The 24,517-nt window shown below is 66.4% G+C and carries 24 protein-coding genes, 1 pseudogene and 1 other annotated feature; of the genes and pseudogenes, 10 read left to right on the forward strand and 15 right to left on the reverse strand.

All coding sequences use genetic code 11. The annotated features are described in order from the left end of the window. Positions 1 to 5: 5 nt before the first annotated feature. Positions 6 to 1,352 (reverse strand): aminotransferase-like domain-containing protein, encoded by a 1,347-nt coding sequence (locus AC1DJH_RS27830; protein WP_478187897.1) that lies wholly within the window; start codon positions 1,350 to 1,352, stop codon positions 6 to 8. A gap of 94 nt (positions 1,353 to 1,446) precedes the next feature. Here AC1DJH_RS27830 and AC1DJH_RS27835 point away from each other — a divergent pair, with 94 nt between their 5' ends. Further along, the gene (locus tag AC1DJH_RS27835; RefSeq protein ID WP_472118371.1) at positions 1,447 to 2,049 is read left to right on the forward strand and encodes a DJ-1/PfpI family protein; all 603 of its coding nucleotides are present in this window, start codon (positions 1,447 to 1,449) and stop codon (positions 2,047 to 2,049) included. On the opposite strand, the gene AC1DJH_RS27840 is transcribed toward AC1DJH_RS27835, so the two are convergent. After that, positions 2,046 to 2,456, reverse strand: coding sequence for a hypothetical protein (locus AC1DJH_RS27840; RefSeq protein WP_478187898.1), 411 nt, complete (start codon positions 2,454 to 2,456; stop codon positions 2,046 to 2,048). The two genes, AC1DJH_RS27835 and AC1DJH_RS27840, sit on opposite strands and share 4 nt — an antisense overlap. 74 nt (positions 2,457 to 2,530) lie before the next feature. On the opposite strand from AC1DJH_RS27840, the gene AC1DJH_RS27845 reads away from it, so the two are divergent. After that, positions 2,531 to 2,905 (forward strand): hypothetical protein, encoded by a 375-nt coding sequence (locus AC1DJH_RS27845; RefSeq protein WP_472118378.1) that lies wholly within the window; start codon positions 2,531 to 2,533, stop codon positions 2,903 to 2,905. 496 nt (positions 2,906 to 3,401) lie between these two features. On the opposite strand, the gene AC1DJH_RS27850 is transcribed toward AC1DJH_RS27845, so the two are convergent. The 6 genes from AC1DJH_RS27850 to arr form a co-directional block, all read right to left on the reverse strand. Further along, positions 3,402 to 3,761, reverse strand: coding sequence for a hypothetical protein (locus AC1DJH_RS27850; RefSeq protein WP_478187899.1), 360 nt, complete (start codon positions 3,759 to 3,761; stop codon positions 3,402 to 3,404). Positions 3,762 to 3,830: 69 nt separating this feature from the next. Then, positions 3,831 to 4,124 (reverse strand): DUF3658 domain-containing protein, encoded by a 294-nt coding sequence (locus AC1DJH_RS27855; RefSeq protein WP_472118384.1) that lies wholly within the window; start codon positions 4,122 to 4,124, stop codon positions 3,831 to 3,833. Between the two features lie 159 nt (positions 4,125 to 4,283). After that, on the reverse strand, positions 4,284 to 4,892 hold the full coding sequence (locus AC1DJH_RS27860; RefSeq protein ID WP_478187900.1) for a hypothetical protein: 609 nt from the start codon (positions 4,890 to 4,892) through the stop codon (positions 4,284 to 4,286). Between the two features lie 161 nt (positions 4,893 to 5,053). Beyond that, a complete protein-coding gene (locus tag AC1DJH_RS27865; protein WP_472118390.1) occupies positions 5,054 to 5,395 on the reverse strand; it encodes a hypothetical protein in 342 nt (113 codons plus the stop codon). Between the two features lie 315 nt (positions 5,396 to 5,710). Next, a complete protein-coding gene (locus AC1DJH_RS27870) occupies positions 5,711 to 6,907 on the reverse strand; it encodes a GGDEF domain-containing protein (RefSeq protein WP_472118393.1) in 1,197 nt (398 codons plus the stop codon). A 220-nt stretch (positions 6,908 to 7,127) separates the two neighbouring features. Beyond that, complete coding sequence (gene arr, locus AC1DJH_RS27875) at positions 7,128 to 7,523, reverse strand: NAD(+)--rifampin ADP-ribosyltransferase (RefSeq protein WP_435485841.1); 396 nt, start codon at positions 7,521 to 7,523, stop codon at positions 7,128 to 7,130. 131 nt (positions 7,524 to 7,654) lie between these two features. On the opposite strand from arr, the gene AC1DJH_RS27880 reads away from it, so the two are divergent. Beyond that, positions 7,655 to 9,040, forward strand: a complete 1,386-nt coding sequence (locus AC1DJH_RS27880; protein ID WP_478187901.1) for an MFS transporter — start codon at positions 7,655 to 7,657, stop codon at positions 9,038 to 9,040. 57 nt (positions 9,041 to 9,097) lie between these two features. On the opposite strand, the gene AC1DJH_RS27885 is transcribed toward AC1DJH_RS27880, so the two are convergent. From AC1DJH_RS27885 to AC1DJH_RS27905, 5 genes are all read right to left on the reverse strand, one after another. Then, on the reverse strand, positions 9,098 to 10,828 hold the full coding sequence (locus tag AC1DJH_RS27885) for an OPT/YSL family transporter (RefSeq protein ID WP_472118399.1): 1,731 nt from the start codon (positions 10,826 to 10,828) through the stop codon (positions 9,098 to 9,100). Positions 10,829 to 10,875: 47 nt separating this feature from the next. After that, positions 10,876 to 12,906, reverse strand: coding sequence for a sensor histidine kinase (locus AC1DJH_RS27890; RefSeq protein WP_472118402.1), 2,031 nt, complete (start codon positions 12,904 to 12,906; stop codon positions 10,876 to 10,878). Between the two features lie 93 nt (positions 12,907 to 12,999). After that, on the reverse strand, positions 13,000 to 13,719 hold the full coding sequence (locus AC1DJH_RS27895) for an SDR family NAD(P)-dependent oxidoreductase (protein ID WP_472118405.1): 720 nt from the start codon (positions 13,717 to 13,719) through the stop codon (positions 13,000 to 13,002). A 210-nt stretch (positions 13,720 to 13,929) separates the two neighbouring features. Further along, positions 13,930 to 14,508: a GrpB family protein gene (locus AC1DJH_RS27900; protein WP_472118408.1), complete on the reverse strand. Its 579-nt coding sequence runs from the start codon at positions 14,506 to 14,508 to the stop codon at positions 13,930 to 13,932. 12 nt (positions 14,509 to 14,520) lie between these two features. Then, complete coding sequence (locus tag AC1DJH_RS27905) at positions 14,521 to 15,270, reverse strand: molybdate ABC transporter substrate-binding protein (RefSeq protein WP_472118411.1); 750 nt, start codon at positions 15,268 to 15,270, stop codon at positions 14,521 to 14,523. A 102-nt stretch (positions 15,271 to 15,372) separates the two neighbouring features. Between AC1DJH_RS27905 and AC1DJH_RS27910 the strand changes: the two genes are divergently transcribed. Beyond that, the gene (locus AC1DJH_RS27910) at positions 15,373 to 15,819 is read left to right on the forward strand and encodes a hypothetical protein (protein WP_472118414.1); all 447 of its coding nucleotides are present in this window, start codon (positions 15,373 to 15,375) and stop codon (positions 15,817 to 15,819) included. Between the two features lie 44 nt (positions 15,820 to 15,863). Beyond that, positions 15,864 to 16,817 (forward strand): phosphate acetyltransferase, encoded by a 954-nt coding sequence (locus AC1DJH_RS27915; protein ID WP_472118417.1) that lies wholly within the window; start codon positions 15,864 to 15,866, stop codon positions 16,815 to 16,817. A 16-nt stretch (positions 16,818 to 16,833) separates the two neighbouring features. On the opposite strand, the gene AC1DJH_RS27920 is transcribed toward AC1DJH_RS27915, so the two are convergent. Beyond that, positions 16,834 to 18,300, reverse strand: a complete 1,467-nt coding sequence (locus AC1DJH_RS27920) for an NAD-dependent succinate-semialdehyde dehydrogenase (protein ID WP_472118420.1) — start codon at positions 18,298 to 18,300, stop codon at positions 16,834 to 16,836. A gap of 14 nt (positions 18,301 to 18,314) precedes the next feature. Next, positions 18,315 to 19,583 (reverse strand): 4-aminobutyrate--2-oxoglutarate transaminase, encoded by a 1,269-nt coding sequence (locus AC1DJH_RS27925; protein ID WP_472118422.1) that lies wholly within the window; start codon positions 19,581 to 19,583, stop codon positions 18,315 to 18,317. Positions 19,584 to 19,702: 119 nt separating this feature from the next. Between AC1DJH_RS27925 and pdxR the strand changes: the two genes are divergently transcribed. The 5 genes and pseudogenes from pdxR to AC1DJH_RS27950 all read left to right on the forward strand — a co-directional run. Then, the gene (pdxR, locus tag AC1DJH_RS27930) at positions 19,703 to 21,220 is read left to right on the forward strand and encodes a MocR-like pyridoxine biosynthesis transcription factor PdxR (protein ID WP_472118425.1); all 1,518 of its coding nucleotides are present in this window, start codon (positions 19,703 to 19,705) and stop codon (positions 21,218 to 21,220) included. Then, the gene (locus tag AC1DJH_RS27935) at positions 21,210 to 21,806 is read left to right on the forward strand and encodes a DNA-3-methyladenine glycosylase (protein ID WP_478187902.1); all 597 of its coding nucleotides are present in this window, start codon (positions 21,210 to 21,212) and stop codon (positions 21,804 to 21,806) included. The genes pdxR and AC1DJH_RS27935 overlap by 11 nt, the downstream gene beginning before the upstream one ends. 431 nt (positions 21,807 to 22,237) lie before the next feature. After that, complete coding sequence (locus tag AC1DJH_RS27940) at positions 22,238 to 22,507, forward strand: hypothetical protein (protein ID WP_478187903.1); 270 nt, start codon at positions 22,238 to 22,240, stop codon at positions 22,505 to 22,507. 502 nt (positions 22,508 to 23,009) lie between these two features. Further along, on the forward strand, positions 23,010 to 23,879 hold the full coding sequence (locus AC1DJH_RS27945) for a hypothetical protein (RefSeq protein ID WP_478187904.1): 870 nt from the start codon (positions 23,010 to 23,012) through the stop codon (positions 23,877 to 23,879). A 12-nt stretch (positions 23,880 to 23,891) separates the two neighbouring features. Beyond that, a pseudogene (locus tag AC1DJH_RS27950) lies at positions 23,892 to 24,517 on the forward strand (IS3 family transposase); the annotation flags it as partial. Further along, positions 24,170 to 24,286: a sequence feature (AL1L pseudoknot), on the forward strand. It overlaps the preceding pseudogene by 117 nt.

Genomic DNA, 24,517 nt, shown 5'->3' on the forward strand with positions numbered 1-24,517 from the left:
CTCGCTCAGCAAGCCAGCTCGTCCACCACCCGCCGCACCGTGTGCAACGCGCTGCGCAGGCCCTCAAGACCCACAGAGCCCAGCGCCAGGCGCAACGCGTGCGGCACGTGCGCCGACGTGGCGAAGGGCTCGGCCGTCGACACCGACACTCCTTCGCGCACCAGCGCCGCCGCGACCCGGTCGGCGCGCGTGTCTTCCGGCAAGGGCAGCCACACGAAGTACGACGCCGGGTGGCGCACGCACCTGAGGCCCGCCAGCGCCTCGGTGGCAATCGCCTGCCGCAGGGCGGCGTCTTGCCGCTTCTGCGATTCGAGCCGTCCGACCGTGCCGTCGTCCAGCCACGCGCAGGCAATGGCGGTCGTCACGCCCGGGGTGCACCAGGTCGTGGCCCGGATCGCGCGTTCGAGCTTCGACACCCACGCCTCGGGCACCACCACGAACCCCACGCGCAGGCCGGTCGCCACGCTCTTCGACAGGCCCGAGACATACACCGTGGTCTCCGGTGCCAGCGTGGCCAGCGGCACGGGCGGCATCTTCTTCGGATCGTCGGCCAGGAAGGCATAGGCCGCGTCTTCGATGACCAGCAACCCGTGCCGCCGCGCGATGGCCACGAGCCGGCGACGGCGGCTCTCGCTCATCACCCAGCCCAGCGGGTTGTGCAGGGTCGGCATGGTGTAGACGGCCTTGACGCGGCGCTTCGCGCACAGGCGCTCCAGCGCGTCGAGGTCGGGCCCCTGCCCCGACGCGGGAACAGGTGCCAGTTCCAGGCGATGCGCCTCGGCGAGCGCCTTGAAGCCCGGGTAGGTCAGGGCGTCGACCGCCACCACGTCGCCCGGTTTCAGCAGCGCCATCACCGTCACCGCCAGGCCGTGCTGCGCGCCGTCCACCAGCAGCACCCGCGACGGCGGCACGACCAACCCGCGCGACACCAGGTGCCGGGCGACGCAGGCCCGCTCGTGCATGCGCCCGCCATGGGGCGCGTAGCGCAGCATCGACTCCAGCTCGCCACCGGCGGCGAGTTGCCGCAAGGCAGCGCGCAGCAGGTCGGCCTGCCCCGGCAGCGACGGGTAGTTGAAGTTCAGGTCCACCAGGCCCGCCGCCACCGCCTGCTGGTCGATGCCTTGGCCCGGGGGCAGCGCGGTCTCGCGAACGAAGGTGCCGCGGCCGACCTCGCCGCTGACCAGGCCCATGGCCTCCAGCTCCGCATAGACGCGCGAGGCCGTGGCCAGCGCCAGGCCGTAGTGCCCGGCCAGCCGCCGGTGCGTGGGCAGGCGGGTGCCCGGCGGCAGGCGCCCGCTGCGGATCTCGGCCGCGAACTCGTCGACCAGTTGCTTGTATCGGGCTTCAGCCATCGCGGGATGTATCCATGACAATTTTTTGATTGTATGGAGCGGCTTGCCTACGATGAGCACCTTCCGCGCCCCAACCCCAACACGCCCCCTCGCCATGCACATCGCCATCCTCACCTTCGAAGGCTTCAACGAACTCGACTCGCTCATCGCGCTCGGTGTGCTCCACCGCATCAAGACGCCGGGCTGGCGCGTGACCCTGTGCTGCCCGAGCCCGCAGGTCACGTCGATGAACGGTGTGACGGTGCACGCGCAGTCCTTGCTGGAAGAAGCGCGCCATGCGGATGCCGTCGTCATCGGCAGCGGAAGCAAGACGCGGGAGGTCGTCGGCAACCCCGAGTTGATGGCGCGCCTGGCGCTCGACCCCGCGCGCCAGCTGATTGCCGCCCAATGCTCCGGCACCTTGATCCTGGCCAAGCTCGGGCTCGTGGGCAGCGTGCCGGCATGCACCGACCTGACCACCAAGCCGTGGGTGCAGGAAGCGGGGGTGGAAGTGCTGAACCAGCCCTTCTACGCACGGGACAACGTGGCCACCGCGGGCGGGTGCTTTGCCGCGCCCTACCTGGCCGGCTGGATCATCGCCCGCACCGAAGGGCTGGAGGCCGCGGCGGCGGCGCTGCACTACGTGGCGCCCGTGGGCGAGAAAGAAGCGTACGTGGCCAACGCACTCGGCAACATCAGGCCCTACCTGCCGAATTAGGGCCGTGCGGCCTGGCTGCGTTGCTGGGTGACGGGCACGTGCACGTCCCACTTCTGCGCGGAGTTCACCGCCCGCGTGCAGACCACCGAAATCACGCGGCGGCTGTGCTCCGACAGCTCGCCGCCCTTCGTGTTCGAGAACCAGCGGATGGAGCCCCACCGCGCCGTCAAAGGCACCGCGCACCTCGGCACCAGAACCTTGAGGTTCGGCTCCATCGCTTCCCAAGTGCCGTGGGTCCTGGCGTTCTCGCGGGCGATGAATTCACGCGCCGCTTCGCGTATTTCGTAGAGGCCGTGGACCGCGTCATTGGAACGCATGCCCTCGATGCCCGAGGCGGCCAGACAGTGCGCGGACGCGGCGAGCCACAACAGGGGAAAGAAAGGCAGGAGCCGGCGAATGCTTTTCATGGTTTTACGGCGCAGGGAAGCGATAGGTGTGGGCTACATTGCCGAACGATTTCCAGGCTTGGAGGAGCGTTGCAATGACGGAAGTCTGCATGGTATTTTTTCGGGCCGGCACATGCGATCTGGCGGGGGCAGCTTCTTCGCTGCGTGAGCATGGCCTCGATGTTTCGCAATTGCCCGACGTGTTGGTTGCGAGCAGTGCGGAGTCTCCACCGTTTTGCATTCGCGTTTCGAGCGCACCGTACGTTCAAACGGAGGCGCGCGAGATCGCCGTGGGTACGCCGCACGAAGCGGCAATGCGCGAGTGCACGGCACGTTTCGAGATAGAGATCGACGACCTGGACGAAGCGCTCGACGAGATCAACACGCTCATCGAAGTGCAAGCCGCACTGCAAGAGGCGTCGAACGGCTACCTGTTCGTGCCTTGGAGCGGGCATCTGTGTGAGCCATGAAATTTCTACCTTCGCCGGGCTGCATTGAGTCGGGCGAATCGAGAATTTCCGGCGCATTTGTTTTTCGGGCCGGGCCGCCTTTCTCAATCGTGAATGCCCTTTTCACTCAAAGCCCTGCCTGTGAGGCGAGGAAGGCATCGCACGTCGAACACCGGCTACAAATTGATTGATTGAATGAATGAGCCGCTTCGCCTCGCGACATAGGGCTTGAGCGGGTGCAATTGAAGTCGAGCTTGATGCCGGCCAGCTGAGGACAGAAAGGAGGCGCACTTCGATACGCTGCCACCTTTCCCTCATCCGGCCAAGCACGGGGGGTGCTTTACGCCTGCACCGCGGTCGGCGGGTCAGCGCGGCTGCGGTACTTAGATCGCGATGACTGACCGTCGCGTTCGGGCCCGAACCGGCTGTACAGGTTTCTCCAGAGCGGACCTCCATCGCCTTGCCTTCAGCATTGGTCCGAGCACCGTCTCCGACGTCGAGGTCCAGGTCGAGCGATTCAGATGGATTTCTGCAGTTCGGCCGCTGAAACAACAGGCACAAGTGGGTCCCAATGAAAGAGCTGGACGTATGTGTCACACCCGGATTCGCCTGAACACATAGCCATGGATGCAACCGCCATGTGCACCTTGTGCTCTGGAGCTTCGTAAATCAGCGCAAGCATCGTGCGCCACAATTCTCCAGGCTGCTCAGTTCCGAAAGTGAAATTGAAGTAGGCCCCGCTGTCTTCTCCGCTCTGAAATGCGTGGTGCCGGACAAGGTCTACACGACTCGCCAACTCGGTGAACAGGTCGGTCAGCCGAGCGATGTCTATGCCCGGCGACCTCTCAGGTTGTACCTGGACGGAGATGGATTTCAAATCTACCCTCGGTTGATGCGGGTGCTCGAAGAAACAGCGTTGCGAAGGACCGTTGATGGCCGTCTGCCGTCAGGCACGCCGGCGCCGTACTTCGCTAAAGCGCATGCGCCGTAGGCTGCCTTGCGACTCAAGTTGACCAGACTCGACGAGCAGCGCGAGCCGCTTCACGAAGAAGACATCAGGAATTCCGCTCAGGCGGTCAGGCATCGAAAGCATCGCCATCCCGACCACGCGTGCGACCTTCCTCCAATCGTCGGAGACTTGAGAAAGAATTGCCGCATCGATGCGCGCCAGCACGCCTTGAGGCAGCCTGGCGAGCCGTTCGCTTTCAGCGGGTGAAAGCTCGGTGTCTTCGTCATTCATCGTGCTGAATTGTTGGATGTGTCAGCCTAACCGGATGGGCTGCTCGCGGCCGGATTTTTCCCTGCAGCGCGACTGGCTGGTTCTGGCCGATGGAAGTCGAAGGCAGGGGAAGCCAAAGGTCAGATGGAGCCGTACGGCGTTATCCTTACCAGACAGTCGTCAGCTACTTCGAAGTTCCTCAAGATCGATACCCACTAAGGAGTTTGCCTTTATCGCGAGCGCGGTACGCAACCCTACGACGACTTGAAAGGCCTTAAGAGGCACTGAGCCGAACTCGAGGGAGGAGCGATAGACCCCCGCTGCGATGGGTTCGACAAGTTTGCCCAGAAACAACGGGATGGGGACTACTTCATCGAAAAACTGCCCGCACGCTGGGCAGCGTTTTGCACGTTCAGCCGCCGAATATTCCAGTGCTTTTTGCGGGCGCAGCCAGTAGAAATCCGGGTCCGCCGGTAGCGCAATAAAGTCTTCTTTCGTAGCACCGCCCTCCTGGAGCACCCTGCGCAGGCGTTCTGACACCAGGATATAGCCGTCATACGTAGCGGTGATGTCCCTACGACGCTTCTTCACGCGGTACTCGGGACCGATGTAGAGGGCATCGACCTTTACGCCGCATGCCGGGCAAGTCGCCGGATGAGGTCGCCCCACGACTCCGAAGCGCCATTCACCGATTTGATCATCGGGCTCGTAGGTTTCGTCGCCCAACATGTAAGAGTTGTCGTTGTGCCCGAATAGCGTATATGCCCACACTGTCTTGGCTTGCTTCACCTGCCTCCCTTGCATGTAGTCGTGCAGCCGTCGTTGGTCAATTTGTTCCTCTGCTGTGACTGGATTTTGACCACTGGCGCGACCGACCGGTCCTGGCCGACTGTAGCCGCATGATTTGCCGAAAGCTGGCATCCCATCCACGCGTGTGAAAGCCGCTACCGCTATCGTTGTTCTGGTTTTCGCCTGGCTTTCAATTCAGATATTTCTTTCTCGACGAGGGCGACGAGTTCCGGAGTTTCCTCAAAAGACTCGGCGCTAACAATCTTGGACATGGCTTCGATGGCCAACTCCAGATCCTCGTCGTAGTTGTGAATCGGCCATACGTAGACACGACCGAGCATGACGAACAGAGCGCCCGCAGCACGCACGACTTCTGGTTCGTCAGTTGCATCGGCCTTGATTCCCTCGAGCCACTTATCCCTTAACTTGGTCGAATCCATGAGATTGCCAAACCAATCGGCAGCGGCATCGTTGTCCCAAGGTTCAAAAGCCCACATTCCCATACCTTGCCTCCTTTATCTAGTACGCGACGACAGGCCGTTTCCTGGCCGAATTTTTCCAGAAGTGGCGAGCCACCGAAGGCGACCAATCAATCACCAAGGAAGACCAACTCTCCGCCTCGTGAAGTCCGGCGGCAGTTGCCCGCCAACGGTTACTTTCCAGTCGATCATTCGATAGCTCGCGTTTCTGGGTGTCTTTTCATGGCCGACCGTGGCTGAAGCGAGGTCTGCATCGCATTGCTCTAAGCGGTCGCCCGCATCTCCAATTTAATTGCCGACCTTGTCACGTTGCCAAACTCTCCAAACGCGACCCACTCCCTACGGGACGTGAATCGATGCGGGGACATCGCAGAAGGTGGCTCCCGCAAGTTCGACCCGGTTGCGCCCGGCGGCTTTGCCATGGTAGAGGGCCGCGTCGGCTTCTTTCAGGGCATTTCCCAGAGCATCTGCCCCCGTGAAGGCGTGCGAAATCCCGATCGTGATCGTGCATTTCAGCGGGGGGTCGATCCCATGGACAACAGTTGTCGAATTTTCGATGGCCGAGCGCAAGCGCTCCGCCAAGTGCGTGACTCCCCGAACGTCGGTGTTCATGCAGATGACAACGAACTCTTCTCCGCCGTTGCGGACCGCCAGATCGCTCCCACGAACATGGGCACGCAGTACCTCCGCCACATGGCACAGCACCTCGTCCCCAGCTTGGTGACCATAGCGGTCGTTGATGCGCTTGAAGTGGTCCACGTCGGCCATCACCACATAGGCCGAAACGGCCGTGCGCGATTTGAAATATCGTTGCAGCGCCTCCGTGAGTCCGCGGCGATTGAGCAGCTTTGTCAGGGGGTCGCGCGCGGCCAGGTTGCGCAAGTCATCGGACAAGCGGCGCAACACCAACCAGACAATCGAAGGCGGCAGCACGGTGGCCAGGAATGACATGTAGACGTAGAACACCAGCTGGAAATTTCCGCTCATGCGCAGTGAGTCCAACCCCGTGCCCAGAAGATGCACGAACTTGACGGTGTTGAGGATGCAGATGCCGCTGATCAGCAGCGCAAAAAATATCATCTCTCCGTACAGGTCCCTGGCAAATGTGAGCACGCCATAGATCACGGTGATGGTCATGACCAGGAACAGCAGCGCCGACATCCCTGAGAGCATGGCGTACCGGGCGACGGGGCCTAAGCTCCATTGCACCAGCATCTGCGCCACGACGTAGGCACCGGCAACTGCAAACAGCGGGCGCCACAACGGAACCGCTCGGCCAAAGAAGCGCATGGCACCCAGCCAATACGCCACCGGCGCAGCGAGTGTGAGCGTGTGATTGATGACGCTCATCAAACTCCAGGTGGGACCTCCTTCGGCAAATTGCAGCGCATATGCCAAACCCAGCAACAGATTGCCCGTCGCAAAGAAATCCATCCCCATCTTCTTGCCGTGCAGGCGCTTGCTGATGAGAAAGAACATCGCCGAGAAGCACAACAGGTGTGCGCACAGCATGCCAACGAGAATGGTTGCGACCATTTGATGTCGAGAGAATGAGGCGGAAAAACGGGCCCGAAGGGACTAGGTGACATCTAACTGGCGTTGAGCAGCAAGTCCCGGAAGACACTGCCAGAAAGAGGTTCGATGCTGCGGCCGATTCTGGCCGAGTTCTGCCGCACAGCGGTGACTGCGAGGGCCCCACGGCGATCAACAACCCAGCCCATTTCGGATCGCTTCCCAGCGCACTTGCCGGCGGGTGTCAGTTGATGATCTCCCCCATGCCCACGCGCACACGCTCCCTGAGTTGCCGTACGTACTCCGCATCGAAGAGCTCCCAGGTGGCCAGTTCGCCGACGATCCGAAGCGGCTCCCGGCTGCGGTACGAGCGTGTGGGGTTGCCCGGAAACTTCTTGTCGGTGACGTTGGGGTCGTTCTCGAAGGCACCCGTGGGTTCGACGATGTAGACGCGGCCACGGCCTTCGCCCTTCGCCATTTCGGCGGCCAGCCCGGCGCCCTTTGGCAAGGCGGTGAAGTAGATGTGATTCATGACGACGCGGCCGTCGTAGTTCGACCGGAAGCCTGCGGTGAGCAGGTCGCCCACCTGGAGGTCCGCCCGCGTGCCGTGGTAGTAGGGGCCGGTGTCCAGTACATCCATCGCGGGTCGCTCCTCTGCGGAAAGGAAAAGCCGCGGAGTCTACCCGGGTCGATTTTCAAGCGATTGCCACACCCATACGCGGCAGCCAGCCCGCGAAGCGTCGCCTAATTCGCGTCCCGGACAATGCCCCCATGCCCCCCCGCAACCGCATCGTCCCGCTCATCGTCGCCTCCCCGCTCTTCCTGCAGAACCTCGACACCTCGGTGATGGCCACCGCCCTGCCGACCATCGCCGGCGCGCTCGACGTCAGCGTGCTGCACCTGAACCTGGCCATCACCTCCTACCTGCTGAGCCTGGCCGTGTTCCTGCCGGTGAGCGGCTGGCTGGCCGAGCGCTTCGGCGCCCGGCGGGTGTTCTGCGTGGCGGTGGCGTTCTTCTCGCTGGGCTCCACCCTGTGCGGCGCCGCGCAGACGCTGCCGCAGCTGATCGCGTTCCGCGTGCTGCAGGGGCTGGGCGGCGCGATGATGCTGCCGGTGGGCAGGCTCATCCTGCTGCGCAGCGTGCCGCCCGCGCAGATGGTGTCGGCCATGGTGTGGTTCACCGTGCCGCCCGCGTTCGGCCGGCTGGCCGGGCCGCTGTTCGGCGGCGCCATCGTCACGCTCACCTCGTGGCAGTGGATCTTTCTCGTCAACATTCCCTTCGGCCTGCTCGCCATTGCCGGGGCGCTGCGCTTCATCAACAGCGACCTGCCCGAAGACAGCGCGCCCGCGCCCTTCGACATCGAAGGCTTCGTGCTGCTGGCCGTGGGGCTCACCGCGCTGCTGGGCAGCCTGGAGATGGTGGGCAAGGCGCTGCTGCCGGTGCCGGCCATCTGGGCGCTGGCGGGCTTCGGTGCGCTGGCCTCGCTGGTGTATCACCTGCGAAGCCGCCACAAGGCCAGTCCGCTGATCGACCTGGGCATCTTGCGCTTCTCGACGTACCGCGCGTCGATCGTCGGCGGCACACCGCTGCGCATTGCCATCGGTGCCTCGCCGTTCCTGCTGCCGCTGATGCTGCAACTGGGCTTCGGGCTGTCGCCGCTGGCCTCGGGCAGCCTGACGATGGCCACGGCGCTGGGCTCGCTGGCCACGCGCACGGTCATGGCCCGGGCAATTCGCACGGTCGGGTTCCGCTCGCTGCTGGTGGGCGCCACCTGCCTCACCTGCCTTTGCTATGTGAGCTACGGCTACTTCCGTCCGACCACGCCGCATGTGCAGATCTTCATCACGCTGCTGTTCGGCGGGCTGGTGAACTCCATGGTGATGGTGTCGCTGCAAACGCTGGGCTTCTCGCAGATTCCCAAGCCCCGCATGAGCCATGCGGCCACGCTGAACAGCATGGCGCAGCAGCTGTCATTGAGCCTGGGCGTGACGCTGGGCGCCTCGCTCGTCACGCTGGCGGCGTGGTGGCACGGCAGCGGCGCCCAGCTGACGGCGGCCGATTTTTCTCCGGCCTTCGGCGTGGTGGGGGCGATGACGCTGCTGTCGCTGCTGTCGTTCACCAAGCTCTCGAAGGACGAAGGGGCGGGTTTGCGCTGACACGGTCACGCATTGCTGCGCCGCCCGCGCTCGAAAGCACGTCGGCCGGCGGCCCGTTCAGGCCAGCACCGCGAGCAAGCTCACTACCCCCAGTCCCACCGCCGCCAGCGCATCGCCGGCGATCAGGCCGCCACCGAACAGCGACGCGCCGCTCATGTCCTGCGGCGCATCGGGCCGCGCGGGCGCACGATGCGCCCACACGCTGCCTGCGACCCCGCCCGCGCCGAGCCACAGCGACGTGGGCAGGCTGACGAAGCCGCCGAAAGACAGCGCATACGGCGACGGCAAAACGATCGCGTCGAGCACGAAGCTGCGCGGACGCAGCCACTTGCGCAGCACCTCGATCGCCAGGCCCGCCGCCATGCCCACGCCGATGGCCGTGCGCTGGAACGGCAGGTCGGTGGTCAGGCTGCGCAGCACGCCGACGAACTTGTAGGTCATGGCCGAGCTCCACTCGGCCGGCTGCTGGTCGGCCTTCAGCACGGTCTGGTCCTGCAGCAGCACGGGGTAGGCGGCCATGAAGAGCTTCGCGAACACCACGGCCAGCACGGCGCCCACCACGACACCCAGCACCTGGTAGCGGAACTGCACCACGCGCGAGGTGCCCAGGCGCCAGCCGGTGGAGCGGTCTTGCTGCATGTCGCAGGCCACGCCGGTCGCCACCAGCAGCACCGCACCGGCCATCAGGCCCACGCCGGGGTCGCGCAGGCCCAGGGCGGCAAGGATGACGATGGTGACGACGAACGCCGACGAGATCGGGTTGGCGTCGCTCACGCCCACCGAGATGCCGTTGACCAGCGCGAACACGAAGACCAGCGCCACCGCCACCACAAGAAAGAACACGGGCTGCCCCAGCAGCCAGTGGCCGCAGGCCACGGTGGCGCCCGCCCAGAACACCACCCACAGCACGAGGCGCCTGCCGTCGATGCGCAGCCCCGCACCGGCGACGGGCTGCGGCGCATCGAGCGCGGCCTGGCGCCGCGCGTGCGGCAGCGCCCGCGCAAAGATGAGTGCCATGTCCACCAGGGCGGCGCCCATGATTGCGCCCAGGGCAATGAGAAACATGATCTTGCGCGGCGGGTCGCCGGCCTGGAGCCAGCCGATCGAGACGAAATACGGCTGCAGTGCCACGCCGATCAGGCCTCCCATCACCGCGGGAATGCCGATGCGCGCGCCCACCACCAGCCCCGCGCCGAAGGTCGATGCCGACAACCCGATGGCGCCCAGCCAGGGCAGGCGTGCCGCGGCCAGCCCGGTCATCAGCCCGAGACCCATGCCCCCGCCGAGCTGGCGCACCGAACGCCGCAGCAGCGCGGGGTCGGTCAGCGCCCGCAGGATGTTGGCCACCGCCAGCCCCGACGGAAACGCCAGGCGCATGCGGTCGACCAGCACCGGCGTGTAGAGCATGCCCACGCCGACGCCGAACATGCCGACGCAGGCCAGGTACAGCACCATCTGCCAGGCCGGCGGCTGCGGCAGCCCCATCCACGCCATGGCCTGCAGCAGCACGCCCAGGCCGCTCATGCTGGCGACCGAGGCGGCGGCGGTCTGGATGTAGTTGGCGCCGTGCCGCCCACTGGCGCCATAGCCCGCGGTGACGACGGAGCCGAGCAGGCCCGCCAGCACCTGGCCGCCGACGAAGAAGCCCAGCGAGAGGTTCATGTAGGCCGCGGTCACGCCGGCCAACGGCCCCAGCACGCACATGCCCACGGCCGCCAGCAGCAGGTGATAGCGCCAGCTGCCCTCGACGGGCAGCCAGCGCCAGCGCGGGCCTTGGGGTGAATCCATGGGCGAGATGATCTCGCAGTCTGCGAGCTTGGGCGGAAGACGGCTCGCTAAGCCGCAGTCGGCGCCTGCCCGCGCAGCGCGGGCTGATCGGCGTCGGGCTTGCGCTGAAGCGGCAGCCACAGCGTGAAGCGCGTTCCACCGAGGCCGGATTCCCAGCTCACCGCGCCGCCGATGGCCTGCGCGCGCCGCTGCTGGTTGCGAAGGCCCCGGCCGCCGCGCTGAAGGGCGTGGTCCACCGCGAAGCCCGCGCCGTTGTCCTCGATCACCACCGACACGCCCTGGCCGTCCGCGGCGGTGCTGAAGCCGATGGTCGTGGCCCTCGTGTGGCGCAGCACGTTGGCCACGCACTCCTGCATGATCCGCAAAATGTGCAGCGCGCTGCTCGGGTCCAGCCAGGGCAGCGCGGGCACGGGCTGCACCTCCCAGCGCAGCGCCACGCCGGCGCTCTCGATGCGCGGCGCCAGGCGAAAGCGCAGCGTGGCCAACAGCAGCAGCAGGTCGGCGTCCAGGCTTTCCATGGAGTCGATGGCCAGCTTCAGGTCGTCCATGCAGCCCTTGAGCACGCCGGACACCTCCGCGTCGTTCATGGCGCCCTGCTCCACCGAACGGATGGCGCTGATGAGCGACGAGCCCAGCCCATCGTGCATGTCCTGCATCAGGCGCCGGCGCTCGGCACCGAGCATCTGCTCGTTCTCGATCACGCGCAGCCGCAGGTAGCTTTGCTCCAGCTCGGCTTCGCGCGCCTGCAGGCGTTGCGCCAGGCCGGTGTTCAGGCGACCCACCTCGGCGAACGCGTCGGTGTACCGCTGGAACATGATGTACGAGAAGATGAAGAACAGGCCGATGATGGCGTAGGGTGACGTGTACACACTCTCCGGGCTGACCAGGTTGTTCTGCAGCAGCCCGTCGTACGAGGTGAAGACCACGGTGAAGAAGGCCCAGCCCGCCACCAGCCGCCCTTCGGGAAACTTCGAGCGCAAGGCCTTGCGCAGGTTCACCGAGAAGATCAGCACCGCCACCGGCAGCACCACCAGGTTGAGCAGCGGCGTGAACAGGTAGAGGCTGGCAACCGACCTGGACACATGCGGCAGCGTGCCAATATTGCACACCACGGCCAGGGCCACCGACGAACGGGTCAGCCACACCGAGGGCTGCCGGTGCAGGCGCTGCAGAAACAGGTGGATGAGAATGATCAACCACAGCATGGAAGCCACGGTCATCCATTCGAACCACTCGTCGGAAATGGGCAGGTAGTCGCCGCTCACGAAGTAGTGAAGCATGCGCACGAAGGCCAGCGCCGAGATGGCCGAGAACAGCAGGTAGAGCGATTCGCGCCGCTTGCCCGCCCACACCGCGAACGCGAACGCACCGACCGCCAGGAACGCGGCGCTGCCCATGAAGGGCAATTGCACCTGCAGCAGCTGGCGCGCCTGGTAGCGCCAGTTCAGCGCATCCTGGTCGCCCACCCAAACGGTCGAAAAACCGCTGCCGCTGCTGCGCAGCCGGTTCACGCGGATGAGCACGGTGGTGGGCGCCGGCGTGTGGGCCGCCGCGTTCAGCGGCAGCAGCAGCGGATGGTTGTAGCCGTTGTGCACGGGGCTGCCGTGCGACTGATACAGCAGCGCGCCGTCGCCGTACACCGCAATGTGGCCCAGGGTCTTCCAGCGCGGAAGGTAGAGCAGCAGCGGCCGCGCCGACGGCGCCAGCCCGGCCAGGTCGATGCGGTACCAGTCGGTGAGGGTCTGCACGCCGCCGCTCGGTGTGGGCACCAGCTCGCGCGCAGCCGTATGCGGCAGGCTGATCGCCTTCCATCCTTCGCTCGGCAGCCCGGCGTCTTCGCTGCGCCGCTCGGGGGCCGAGTAGCCCGTGCCGGGAACCGACAGCAGTTCGGCCCGGGTGATGTGGACCGCACCGTCGCGCTGCAGTTGCGCATCCGCTGTCGCCGATTGGCTGGCGGCCATGCAAGACAAGGCAATCAACGGCAGGGCCAGCCACAGCTTCGCGGTCCAGCCGCCGAGCCACCGGGAGTGCTTGCTGGGTAGCTTCACGGCGGCGGAAGAAGACCGGGGTGAGGGCATGGTGCGATCGAAGTGACCAGCGGCTGGAACAGCCGGGAAGGCCGGCCATTATCCATACGCCTGAGGATGCCACCTTCGCTGCTTCGCGCGGCCTCAACTCACCATGTAGCCGCCGTCCACCGGCAGGATCACGCCGGTCATGAACGATGCGGCCGGCGTGCACAGGAACACGGCCGCGCGTGCCACATCGTCGGGCGTGCCCCAGCGGCCCATGGGCGTGCGCGCCAGGATGGGGCCGGCGCGCGCCGCGTCGTCCTGCAGCGCCTGGGTCATGGGCGTGGCGATCCAGCCCGGCGCCACCGCGTTCACGCGGATGCCGTCCGCCGCGTAGGCGATGGCCAGGGACTTGGTGAGCTGCGCCACCCCGCCCTTGCTGGCCGCATAGGCCGGCACCAGGCCGCCGCCGAAAAAGCTCAGCATCGACGCCGTGTTGACGATGCAGCCCTTGCTGGCCTTCAGCCGCTCTCGCGTGGCGCCGCACACGCGCATGGTGCCGGTGAGGTTCACGGCGAGCACTTTCTCGAACACCTCGATGTCGTGCTCGGCGCCGCGCTGCAGGATGCCCGCGCAGTTGAAGACGATGTCGAGCCGTTCGATGTCGGCCAGCGCCGCGTCGAGGCCGGCGCCCGAGCCGATGTCGGCCTGCCTGAGCTCGACCGCCGCATCGAGCGTGCCGTCGCCGCCGCTGCGCCCCAGCGCCGTGACCTGCGCACCGAGCGCGGCCAAGTGGTTGGCGATGACGGCGCCGATGCCCTGCGTTCCGCCGGCCACGAGTGCGCGCTTGCCGTTGAAGAGTCCGGGCTGGTAGGTCATGGTGGGAGTGTTGCCTTGGGAGAGTGGATAGGGATGTGCGTGCGCAGTGTAGACAAGCACCCGCCCGCCACGGGCCTCCACAAAATCTCCCAATTCGGTCGCCATCATTCCCCTGTCCGCTTGATTCCTCCGGCGGACACCTCCCTCCACAGGCCCTTTGCGAGATCGGGGCCATTCAGCCCGCCTTCGTGCGGGCTGTTTTTTTTGGGGTCAGCGGGACGCCTGAATCTGCCTGATGACAGCTTCCTTCTCGCGGTTGTAGACCTGCGGGTTCGCCGGATCGATGGCGTGCGCGCGATCCTTGGCACGCTCGTATCTCTCTCGCAGGTCGGGCCTGCGCCGCAGGATGTCGATGAAGGCCAGCGAATCGACGTGCACCGGATCTCCCCGATGGCAGATGTGCACGTTCACGTTGTAGGTCTGTCCTTCGTGCCGCACGCTGCCGCACACATAGGGCTTCTCGTCCTTGTCGACCCACACCGGGCGCCGGTGGAAGCCCAGGCGCTCGAACGCGGCCTGCTCTTCGCGCAGGTCCGAACGACCCGAAAGGGCCGCGATGTCGACCATCGGCTTGCCCCTCAAGCCATCGATGGCCGTGCTTCCGATGTGCACGAGCTCGACGCCGTCGATGCCCTGCGCAACAAAGGCGAGCACCTGCCGGAACACCTCGGCGTACGCGGGGTTGAAAGGGACGATGTGACGGTGCCGCAGGTCCTCGTCGAAAGCCTCGATGTGCATGGCCGGCTCCTTCTCGTGAATGCCCGATCCCGGCCGACTGTAGCCGGGCATGGGCGGGGCGCGTCAGGGCGCCTCCATGCCCTTCTGCACCAGCACCGCACGCCCCTCGGCGCTGCCCAGCAGCGCCAGGAAGGCCTGCGCGGCCGACGGGTCGCGTGCGGCCGAGCCCACCGCGCCCGCGTACACGGTGTAGTTCTGCACCTCCGCCGGAATCGGCCCGACCAGCGTGGCGCCCGGCACGGCCAGGATCTCGCTGACCTGGTGCACCGCGATGTCGGCCTCGCCGTTCACCACGCGTTGCGCCACCAGCCCGCCGGGCACCAGCACCGCCTTGGCCTGGATCTGCGGCGCGATGCCCATCTTCACGAACAGCTGCGACAGGTACACGCCGCTGGAGCCGCCCGCGGCCGGGTCGATGTAGGCGACCGCGCGTGCGTCGAGCAGCGCCTGCCTGAAGCTGGCCACATTGGAGATGTCCGGCGCGGGCGCACCCTGCTTCACCGCCACGCCGATGGCCACGCGCGCGAGCCGCGCGGCGCTGCCGGCCGCCACCTTGCCCGACGCACCCAGCTGCTCGATGGCGGCCGGCGTGAGCACCACCAGGTCGAAGGCCTCGCCGTTGCCGATGCGCTTTTGCAGCGCGCCGGTGGTGTCGTTGTCGATGCTGAGCTTGTGACCCGTGCGCTGTTCGAACACCGGGGCCAGCGCCACCACCACGGGCTTGAAGGCACCAGCGGTCAGCACCTTCAGCTCGGCCGCCAGGGCGCCGGTGCACAGGGTCAGGAGCGCGAGGGTCAGGGTGAGTTTTTTCATGTGTTGCCTTGAAGGAAGAGTGCAGCCGCCACCGGCCGAAGTCTCGCATTGCCGTTGCGATGCAATGACCCTGCCGCACTGTATCGACTAAGCTTTGCCGCCATGCAGTTCCCGTTCCCGCCCAAGAACCGATGGCTGTGCGCAGCCGTCCTGACGATGGCATGTCTCCAGAACGCGCTTGCGGCCGACGAAGAGTCGGTGCGTGAACTCGCCGAGACTTCCCAGCACATGCTCAACGAACTGGCCAGCCAGGTGACCGACCTGCGGGCCATGGCCGAGCGCAAGACCTTCAACACCGTCACCAAGACGCTGGAAAAGCAGGTTGGCCAATGGCCCACCGAGACCGACGCCACCGAGAAATACCGGCCATGCAAGAACGCGCTCGAACGCGCGCTCGACGTGGCGCGGCTCACGCACGCCAAGGCCACCGGCACCAAGGCCGCCACGCCGGCCGAAGAAAAGGCGTGGCTGCAGGAACACGCGAAGCTGACCGACAAGCGCACCGTCTGCGAGCGTGTGCTGCGGCATCCGCTGATCCGGGCGTCCTGACCCCCACGCTCGCGCCGCTTCTTCTTCCACTTTCCGGAGCCCGCATGGCGTCTTCATCCACCGCCGCACACCCCCACTACGACCGCCTGATCGCCGCGGCGCGCACCCTGCCCCCGCTGCGCGTGGCCGTGGTGCATCCGGTGAACGACGTGTCGCTCGAAGCGGTGCTGTCTTCCGTGCGGCTGGGCCTGATTGCGCCGGTGCTCGTCGGCCCGCGCGAACGCATCCAGGCCGCGGCGGCGGCCATCGGCGCCGACCTGTCGGCCTTCGACATCGTGGACGCACCGCACAGCCATGCGGCCGCCGATGCCGCCGTGGCCATGGCCCTGCGCGGCGAGGTCGACGCGCTGATGAAGGGCAGCCTGCACACCGACGAGCTCATGGGCGCGGTGGTGCGCCGCGAAGGCGGCCTGCGCACCTCGCGGCGCATCAGCCACTGCTTCGTGATGGACGTGCCGGGCCACTCGCAGCCGCTGGTCATTTCGGATGCGGCGATCAACATCGCGCCCACGCTCGAGGAGAAGGTCGACATCGTGCAGAACGCGATCGACCTTGCGCATGCGCTGCACATGCCTGCCGTGCGGGTGGCGATTCTGTCGGCCACGGAAACCGTCAACCCCAAGGTGCCCTCCACGCTGGACGCCGCCGCGCTGTGCAAGATGGCCGACCGCGGCCAGATCACCGGCGCGCAGCTCGACGGCCCGCTGGCCATGGACAACGCCATCGACCCCGAGGCCGCGCGCATCAAGGGCATCGTGTCGCCGGTGGCCGGCCGCGCCAACGTGCTCATCGTGCCCGACCTCGACGCGGGCAACATGCTCGCCAAGAGCCTCACCTTCCTGGGCGGCGCCTACGCCGCGGGCATCGTGCTGGGCACGAAGGTGCCGGTGATCCTCACGAGCCGCGCCGATTCGGAATCGGCACGGCTCGCCTCGTGCGCGGTCGCGTCCATGCTGGCGAAGGCCGGGCGCGAGCGGCTCATCAAGGCCGTCGGCTGACGGCCTTGCGAATTCATCAGTCCTGCAGGCAGAGGTACTTGAGCTCCAGGTAGTCCTCGATGCCGTGGCGCGAGCCTTCGCGGCCGAGCCCCGACTGCTTCACGCCGCCGAAGGGCGCGACCTCGTTGGAGATGAGCCCGGTGTTGATGCCGACCATGCCCGTCTCCAGCTGCTCGCCCACGCGCCAGATGCGGCGGCGGTCTTCGGTGAACACATAGGCCGCGAGGCCGAACACCGTGTCGTTGGCCATCGCGATGGCTTCTTCTTCGGTGTCGAAGCGAAACAGCGGCGCCAGCGGACCGAAGGTTTCCTCGCGCGCCACGCGCATGCGCTGCGTCACGCCGGTGAGCACAGTGGGCTCGAAGAAGGTGCCGCCCATCACGTGCGGCTTGCCGCCGGTGCGCAGCTGCGCGCCCTGCGAGAGCGCGTCGTCGATGTGCTCGCGCACCTTGGCCACGGCGCGCGCATCGATCAGCGGGCCCTGCGCCACGCCGGCTTCCAGCCCGTTGCCCACCTGCATCGCTTCCACCGCCTGCACCAGCCGCTGCGAGAGCGCGTCGTAGATGCCCGACTGCACGTAGATGCGGTTCGCGCACACGCAGGTCTGGCCGGCGTTGCGGAACTTGGAGGCGACGATGCCCTCGACCGCGCGCTCCAGGTCGGCGTCGTCGAACACGATCAGCGGCGCATTGCCGCCGAGTTCGAGCGACAGCTTCTTGATGGTCGGCGCGCACTGCTGCATCAGCAGGCGGCCCACGCCGGTGGAGCCGGTGAAGCTGAGCTTGCGCACGGTGTCGCTCTCGCACAGCGCGGCACCGATGGCCGGCGCGTCACCGGTCACGATCTGCAGCACGCCCGGCGGCAGCCCGGCCTCGAGCCCCAGCACGCCGAGCGCAAAGGCGCTCAGCGGCGTGAGCTCGGCCGGCTTCACGACGATGGTGCAGCCCGCGGCCAGCGCGGGGGCGACCTTGCGCGTGATCATCGCGGCCGGAAAATTCCACGGCGTGATGGCGGCGCACACACCGATGGGCTGCTTGAGCACCACGATGCGCTGGCCAGCGCGCTGAGGTTGCAGCACCTCGCCGTCGACCCGCTTGGCTTCTTCGGCGAACCATTCGATGAACGAGGCGGCGTACGCAATTTCGCCGCGCGCTTCGGCCAGCGGCTTGCCCTGCTCCAGCGTCATGAGGCGGCCCAGGTCGTCCTGGTGCGCGAGCATCAGGTCGGCCCAGCGGCGCAGCACCTGGGCGCGTTCGCGCGCGGTGCGTGCGCGCCACGCGGGCAGCGCGGCGGCGGCGCCGGCAATGGCGCGCTCGGTCTCGGCGCGGCCCATGCGGGGCACGTCGGCAATGTGCCGGCCCGTGGCGGGGTCGGTCACGGCGAGCGTGGCGCCGCTGTCGGCGGCGGTCCATTCGCCGTCGATGAGGCAGGCGGGCTTCAGCAGGTCGGGGCGCTTCAGGCCCAGGGCGTGGGTGTTGTTCATTGCAGTGATCCCGCTCATGCCTTCAGTGCGCCGTCGATGATGCCCAGCGCGCGCTCGAACAGCGCATCGGGAATGGTCAGCGGGTACAGGAAGCGGATCACGTTGCCGTACATGCCGCAGCTCAGCAGCAGCAGGCCCTGCTCCATCGCCTTGGCCTGCACGCGCTTCACGGCTTCGGCGTCGGGCGCGCCGGTGGCGGGGTCGCACAGCTCGATGGCAACCATCGAGCCCTGCGCACGCACTTCGGCGATGGCCTGGTTCGACTCCTTCGCGTCAAGCAGCCGCGACACCAGGCGCGAGCCCAGCTCGGCGGCGCGGTCGCACAGCTTCTCGGCTTCGATCACGTCGAGCACCGCGTGCGCGGAGGCCACGGCCAGCGGGTTGCCCGCGTAGGTGCCGCCCAGGCCGCCCGGTGCGGGCGCGTCCATGATGTGCGCACGGCCCGACACCGCCGACAGCGGCATGCCGCCCGCCAGGCTCTTGGCCAGCGTGACGAGGTCGGGCTCCACGCCATGGTGCTGCATGGAGAACAGCTTGCCGGTGCGCGCGAAGCCGCTCTGCACCTCGTCGGCGATGAACACGATGCCGTGCTCGTCGCACAGCGCGCGCAGGCCCTGCATCAGCTGGGTGGGCGCGACGTTGAAACCGCCCTCGCCCTGCACCGGCTCGATGACGATCGCGGCCACGCGCTTCGGGTCGATGTCGGTCTTGAACAGGCGCGCCAGCGCGGCCAGCGAGTCCGCCGCGCTCACGCCCTGCAGCCCGCTCGGAAACGGCACATGGAACACGTCGGCCGGGAACGGGCCGAAGCCCAGCTTGTACGGGGCGACCTTGCCCGTCATGGCCAGCGTCATGAGCGTGCGGCCGTGGAAGCCGCCGCCGAAGGCCACCACGCCGGCGCGGCCCGTGTGGGCGCGCGCGATCTTCACGGCGTTTTCGAGCGCCTCGGCGCCGGTGGTGAAGAAGGCGGTCTTGACCGGGCCCGCAATGGGCACCAGCGCGTTCAGGCGCTCGGCCAGCGAGATCACGCTTTCGTAGGGAACGATCTGGTAGGCGGTGTGCGTGAAGTTCGCCAGCTGCGCCTGGATGGCGGCGACCAGCTTCGGGTGGCGGTGGCCGGTGTTGAGCACCGCGATGCCGGCGGCAAAGTCGATGTACTCGCGGCCCTCCACGTCCCACAGGCTCGCGTTCTCGGCGCGCTGGGCATGAAAGTCGCACATCACGCCGACGCCGCGCGGGGTGGCGGCAAGGCGGCGGGTCTTGAGTTCGCTGTTGGTGGTCATGGAGGCTCGCTTGAAAAAGAAGGGGGTGGTGATCGCTCGGAAGATCTGATTGAATCCCCTATTGGCCCCACCGAAAAGATCCACTTTTTCTACAACGCATGGGGCCAATTGAAAACCGCATGAAATCCATCTGTGCCGACCTCGTGCTGCAGCGCCTGGCCCCCGACGCGGCCACCGCGGCGACGGCGCTGAACCGCCAGCTCTACGACTGCCTGCGCGAGGCCATCCTCGACGGCAGCCTGCCGCCTTCGAGCCCCCTGCCCGCCTCGCGCGACCTGGCGCGCGAGACCGCCATGTCGCGCAACACCGTACTGCACGCCTATGCCCAGCTGCAGGCCGAGGGCTATGTGCATTCGCGCGTGGGCAGCGGCACCTTCGTGGCCGCGACCACGCCCGAGAGCCAGCTGAGCGCCGGCCGCGCGCGCACCGTCGCGCCCGAGGCGCCCGGCACCGTGCGGCTCGCCAAGCGCGCACAGGCGCTGGTGGCCGACGCCTCCGCCGCGCCACGCCAATGGGGCGCCTTCATGCCCGGCGTGCCCGACGTGACGCAGTTCCCGCACCGCACCTTCGGACGCATCGTGTCGCGGCTGTGGCGCGCGCCCACGCCCGAGCTGCTGACCTACTCGCACGGCGGCGGGCACCCCGCGCTGCGCGAGGCCATTGCCGAGCACCTGCGCGTGGCGCGCAGCGTGCGATGCGACGCAAACCAGGTGCTGGTGACCGAGGGCGTGCACCAGGCCATCGACCTGTCGCTGCGCATGCTGGCGGACCCGCGCGACACGGTGTGGGTCGAAGAGCCCGGCTACTGGGGCTTTCACAAGGTGCTGCAGATGGACGGCACGCGCGTGCGCGCGCTGAAAGTGGAGGCCGGCGACGAAAGCCCCCAGGCCGGCTGGCCGCGCGGAGGCACGCCGCCGCGCCTGATCTTCGTGACGCCCTCGCACCAGTACCCGCTGGGTTCGGTGATGAGCCTGGCGCGCCGCCGCGCCCTGCTCGACCACGCGCGCGCCTCGGGCGGGTGGATCTTCGAGGACGACTACGACAGCGAATTCCGCTTCGCGGGCCGGCCGATTCCCTCGATGCAGGGCCTGGAGGCCGACAGCCCGGTGATCTACGTCGGCACCTTCAGCAAGACGCTGTTCCCGGGGCTGCGAGTGGGCTACATGGTGCTGCCGCGCGCGCTGGCCGCGCCCTTTCGCACCGCGCATGCCGACCTGTACCGCGAAGGCCATGCCATCACGCAGGCGGCGCTGGCCGAGCTGATCGAGCAGGGCCACTACGCGGCGCACATCCGCCGCATGCGGGTGCTCTATGCGCGAAGGCGCGCGCTGCTGGCGGGGCTCATCGCCACGCACCTGGGGCCGGCGTTTCTGCATCCGCAGGCCAGCAATGCCGGGCTTCACCTGGTGCTGCAACTGCCCGAGGGCAGCGACGACGTGGCGGTGGCGCGCGACGCCGAGGCCCAAGGCGTGCTCACGCGCCCGCTATCGCGCTACTACCGCCGAGGCGGCGCACAGCGCGGGCTGTTGCTGGGGTACGCGTGCGTGCAGGAGGCCGACATCGAGCCGGCGTTTCGCGTGCTGCTGGGCTGCCTGCAGCGCGCCGGCGCGGCTACCATTCGCGCGCATGTCTCCTGATGCCCTGCTCCCCGTCGCTGGATCGATCGGCTTCGAAGGCCCGTCGCTCGAGGTGGCGCGCCGCCTGATCGGCGTGACCCTGCTGATCGACGGCGTGGGCGGGCGCATCGTAGAGACCGAGGCCTACGACAGCACGGAGCCCGCCGCCCACGGCTTCGGCGGCCTGCGGCCGCGCAATGCCGCGCTGTTCGGCCCGCCGGGACGCGCCTACGTCTACCGCTCCTACGGCATTCACTGGTGCCTGAACTTTGTCTGCCGCGAGGCCGGGCACGGCGCCGGAGTGCTGATTCGCGCGCTGGAGCCCACCCACGGCATCGAGCGCATGCGAGAGCGACGCGGCCTCGACGACGTGCGGCTGCTGTGCGCAGGCCCCGGCCGGGTCGGCCAGGCGCTCGGTGTGGACCTTGGCTTCGACGGCATGGCGCTGAACGCGCCGCCCTTCGCGCTGCTGGCGCAACCCGGCGACCACCCGCCGCTGGAGATCGCGGTCGGGCCGCGCATCGGCATCTCGAAGGCGATCGAACTGCCCTGGCGCTTCGGTGAGAAAGGCTCGCGCTACCTGAGCAAGCCGTTTCCGCGGCAGTGAACGCAGGCATGCCCGGCTCGGGTCGGGTGTGTCAGGCGGCACGCGGTGCCAGCTGCCGGATTTGTGTCTTGCGTGGAAGCAAATGTGGCGCTTCCTTGCACGGTGGCAGCAGGCCGGCGAGGCCCTTGCACGGCGTATTGCAGAAGCTGTATTTGTTCGCGCTTATCGAGACTTCGTGCCGCTCGTAACGGCTATAGCGCCGAGACGTTCTCTACAGTGAATGCCCCTGTCACTCACTACCCCAACAAGGGGACAAGGAAGGCGCTACACACACAGCACACAGATCTTTGAAGGCTGCTTGCCTCGCGGCAGGTTGTCGGTGCGAAAGCAGCGATGCAGATGCGAGGTATCAAAGGCGACGGCCGGGGTGTTACTAGCATCCCGACCGTCTAACCAAATCAGTGCAACAACCTTGGAAGGAACGCACAAAAATGGCTACCAACACTATAGCCCGGCCACCCACGCCCGGAGCTTCCGAAGACAACGCCCAAGACTCGGCGGATCTTCTTGAAAACACCCTCTCTCAGCTCGAAGCTCTCCTGTGGGTCTGCCACGGGGAAGACATCGACTGGTTCAGCGGGGATGGGCCTCGGCAACTGGACAACTTGCTTTGGCTTGCGGCTGAACTGGCGCGGAAGGCTGGGGAGTTGTTTCAGCTGAACGAGAAGGCGCGGAAGGAGGCGCCTGCGACCGGCACCTAGCGGCCGGTCTGACGGGCTGCGAATTTCGCCGCCCGTCTATTGAGTGCGGACTGCCAGGTGCCCAGATCACTGCTAGCGTTCAATCGCCAGATGTGAGGGGCTCGGATGGTCCCGTGAGTTGTGGATACCCTGCAAGGCAACGGCGCGGCACACGCGTTTGGTCCAGCGGAACTGGCCGAAGCGGTGTGGTCTGCGGATGTTGATGCTGTCGTTGATGAAGCATTGCACGCTGAATATCTGATTGTCAAAGTCCGGCTTCCATAGCAGAAGGTGAATGACGTAGTGCTCATTCGGGGTCAGCCGCAGAGGTTGCCGAATTCGTCCTTGCCTCCCATGCTGCGAGGAATATGTGACGCGCCTCGTAATGCTGGCTTGACCATGGCTTTCGGTTCAGTGCGAGGTTGATGATGCGATCGTGAAGCTTTCGTAGTTCGACTATTTAGTTGATAGATCGATCTCTCCATGACCCTTTAAAGAACGCCGTAGGCACAATGGCGCGGCCATGATCACCACTGCTGTCGCCCAACCCGTACCCACCGTTGCTGCTCCCGCGCAGGCTGCATCAGCACCTGTGCCCGGGCCAACTGGGCCTCAAACCGCGACGGTGCCTGTGACCCCGGCATATAACGCGATCACCGTTCAGTTACAAGATGGAAAGAAGGACAAGGACTGGTATGTCGATCCGACTTTTTGGGCAGCAGTCGTTCCAGCGATAGCGGTGCTGGTAACCATCTGGAATACAAACAAGCAGCTGAAGTTCAGCAGGAATTCCCAAGACAGGCAACTGGCCGATGACAGGGAGCGGCAGGAACGAGAGATCAAAGCCGAACATGAACGCGCGAGACTCGATCGCGTCACGAAGGCTCGGCAAGAGATTTATAGCGGCATGCTTGCGGACTATCAAAAGGTGCAAGGCTTAATCGCTAGCTTGCCCGAAAGCGACCTCGACAAGGAAATCACTTTCACTGAAATTGCGGTGATGAGCGCCAACGTGAACAAGCTGTGGGTTTGGGGCGAAACGGAGTCGGCGTATCAGGTTCGAGAGTTTTTCTCTCAGGTCAACGAAATGGCATGGCTGGCTCGTGGCAAAGCCGAAGCAATCCGAGCGCTGAAGCGCCAGTACAACCACTTAAATAATCAGTTAACTGAGTCGACGCGCGAGCGCGACAAGTCAGTGCATCAAATTCGCGAGCATGAGGCGATGGCGGAGTACCTGCACAAAGAAGAGACTTGGATTCAGCTAAACGACCTTTTGCAGCGGGACTACAAAGCGCATGAGGCGAATAGGAGCTCTGCGAGTGACCTGTTGCTTAAGGTATCAGTGCGAATCGTTGTGAATCGCCCCGGATTTTGTGGAGGCTCAACACTCTGAGAGGATTGAGCCATGAAGAAGTCGAACAAGTTCTCACCCGAGGTGCGTGAGCGCGCAGTGAGGATGGTGCAGGAGCACCGTGGGGAATACCCGTCGCTGTGGGCGGCGATCGAGTCGATTGCACCGAAGATCGGCTGCGTGCCGCAGACGCTGAACGAATGGGTCAAGCGTGATGAGGTCGACAACGGCGTTCGAGAAGGCGTGACGACCAGCGAGTCCCAGCGGATGAAGGAGCTCGAACGCGAGGTCAAGGAACTGCGCCGAGCCAACGAGATCCTGAAGCTGGCGAGCGCGTTTTTCGCCCAGGCGGAGCTCGACCGCCGGCTGAAGTCCTGAGGGATTTCATCGACAGGCATCGTGCCACCTTCGGGGTCGAGCCGATCTGCAGGGTCTTGCAGGTCGCCCCGTCGGGCTACCGGCGGCACGCGGCGCTGCTGCGCGAGCCGCATAAGCGCTGCGCCAGAGCACTCCGCGACGATGTCCTCATTCCGGCGATACAGCGCGTCTGGCAGGCCAACATGCAGGTCTATGGGGCCGACAAGGTCTGGAGGCAACTGGCGCGCGAGGGCACGACGGTGGCCCGCTGCACGGTCGAGCGGCTGATGCGGCGCCTGGGGCTGAGAGGTGTGATGCGCGGC

This window comes from Variovorax sp. 10N412, assembly GCF_056394985.1.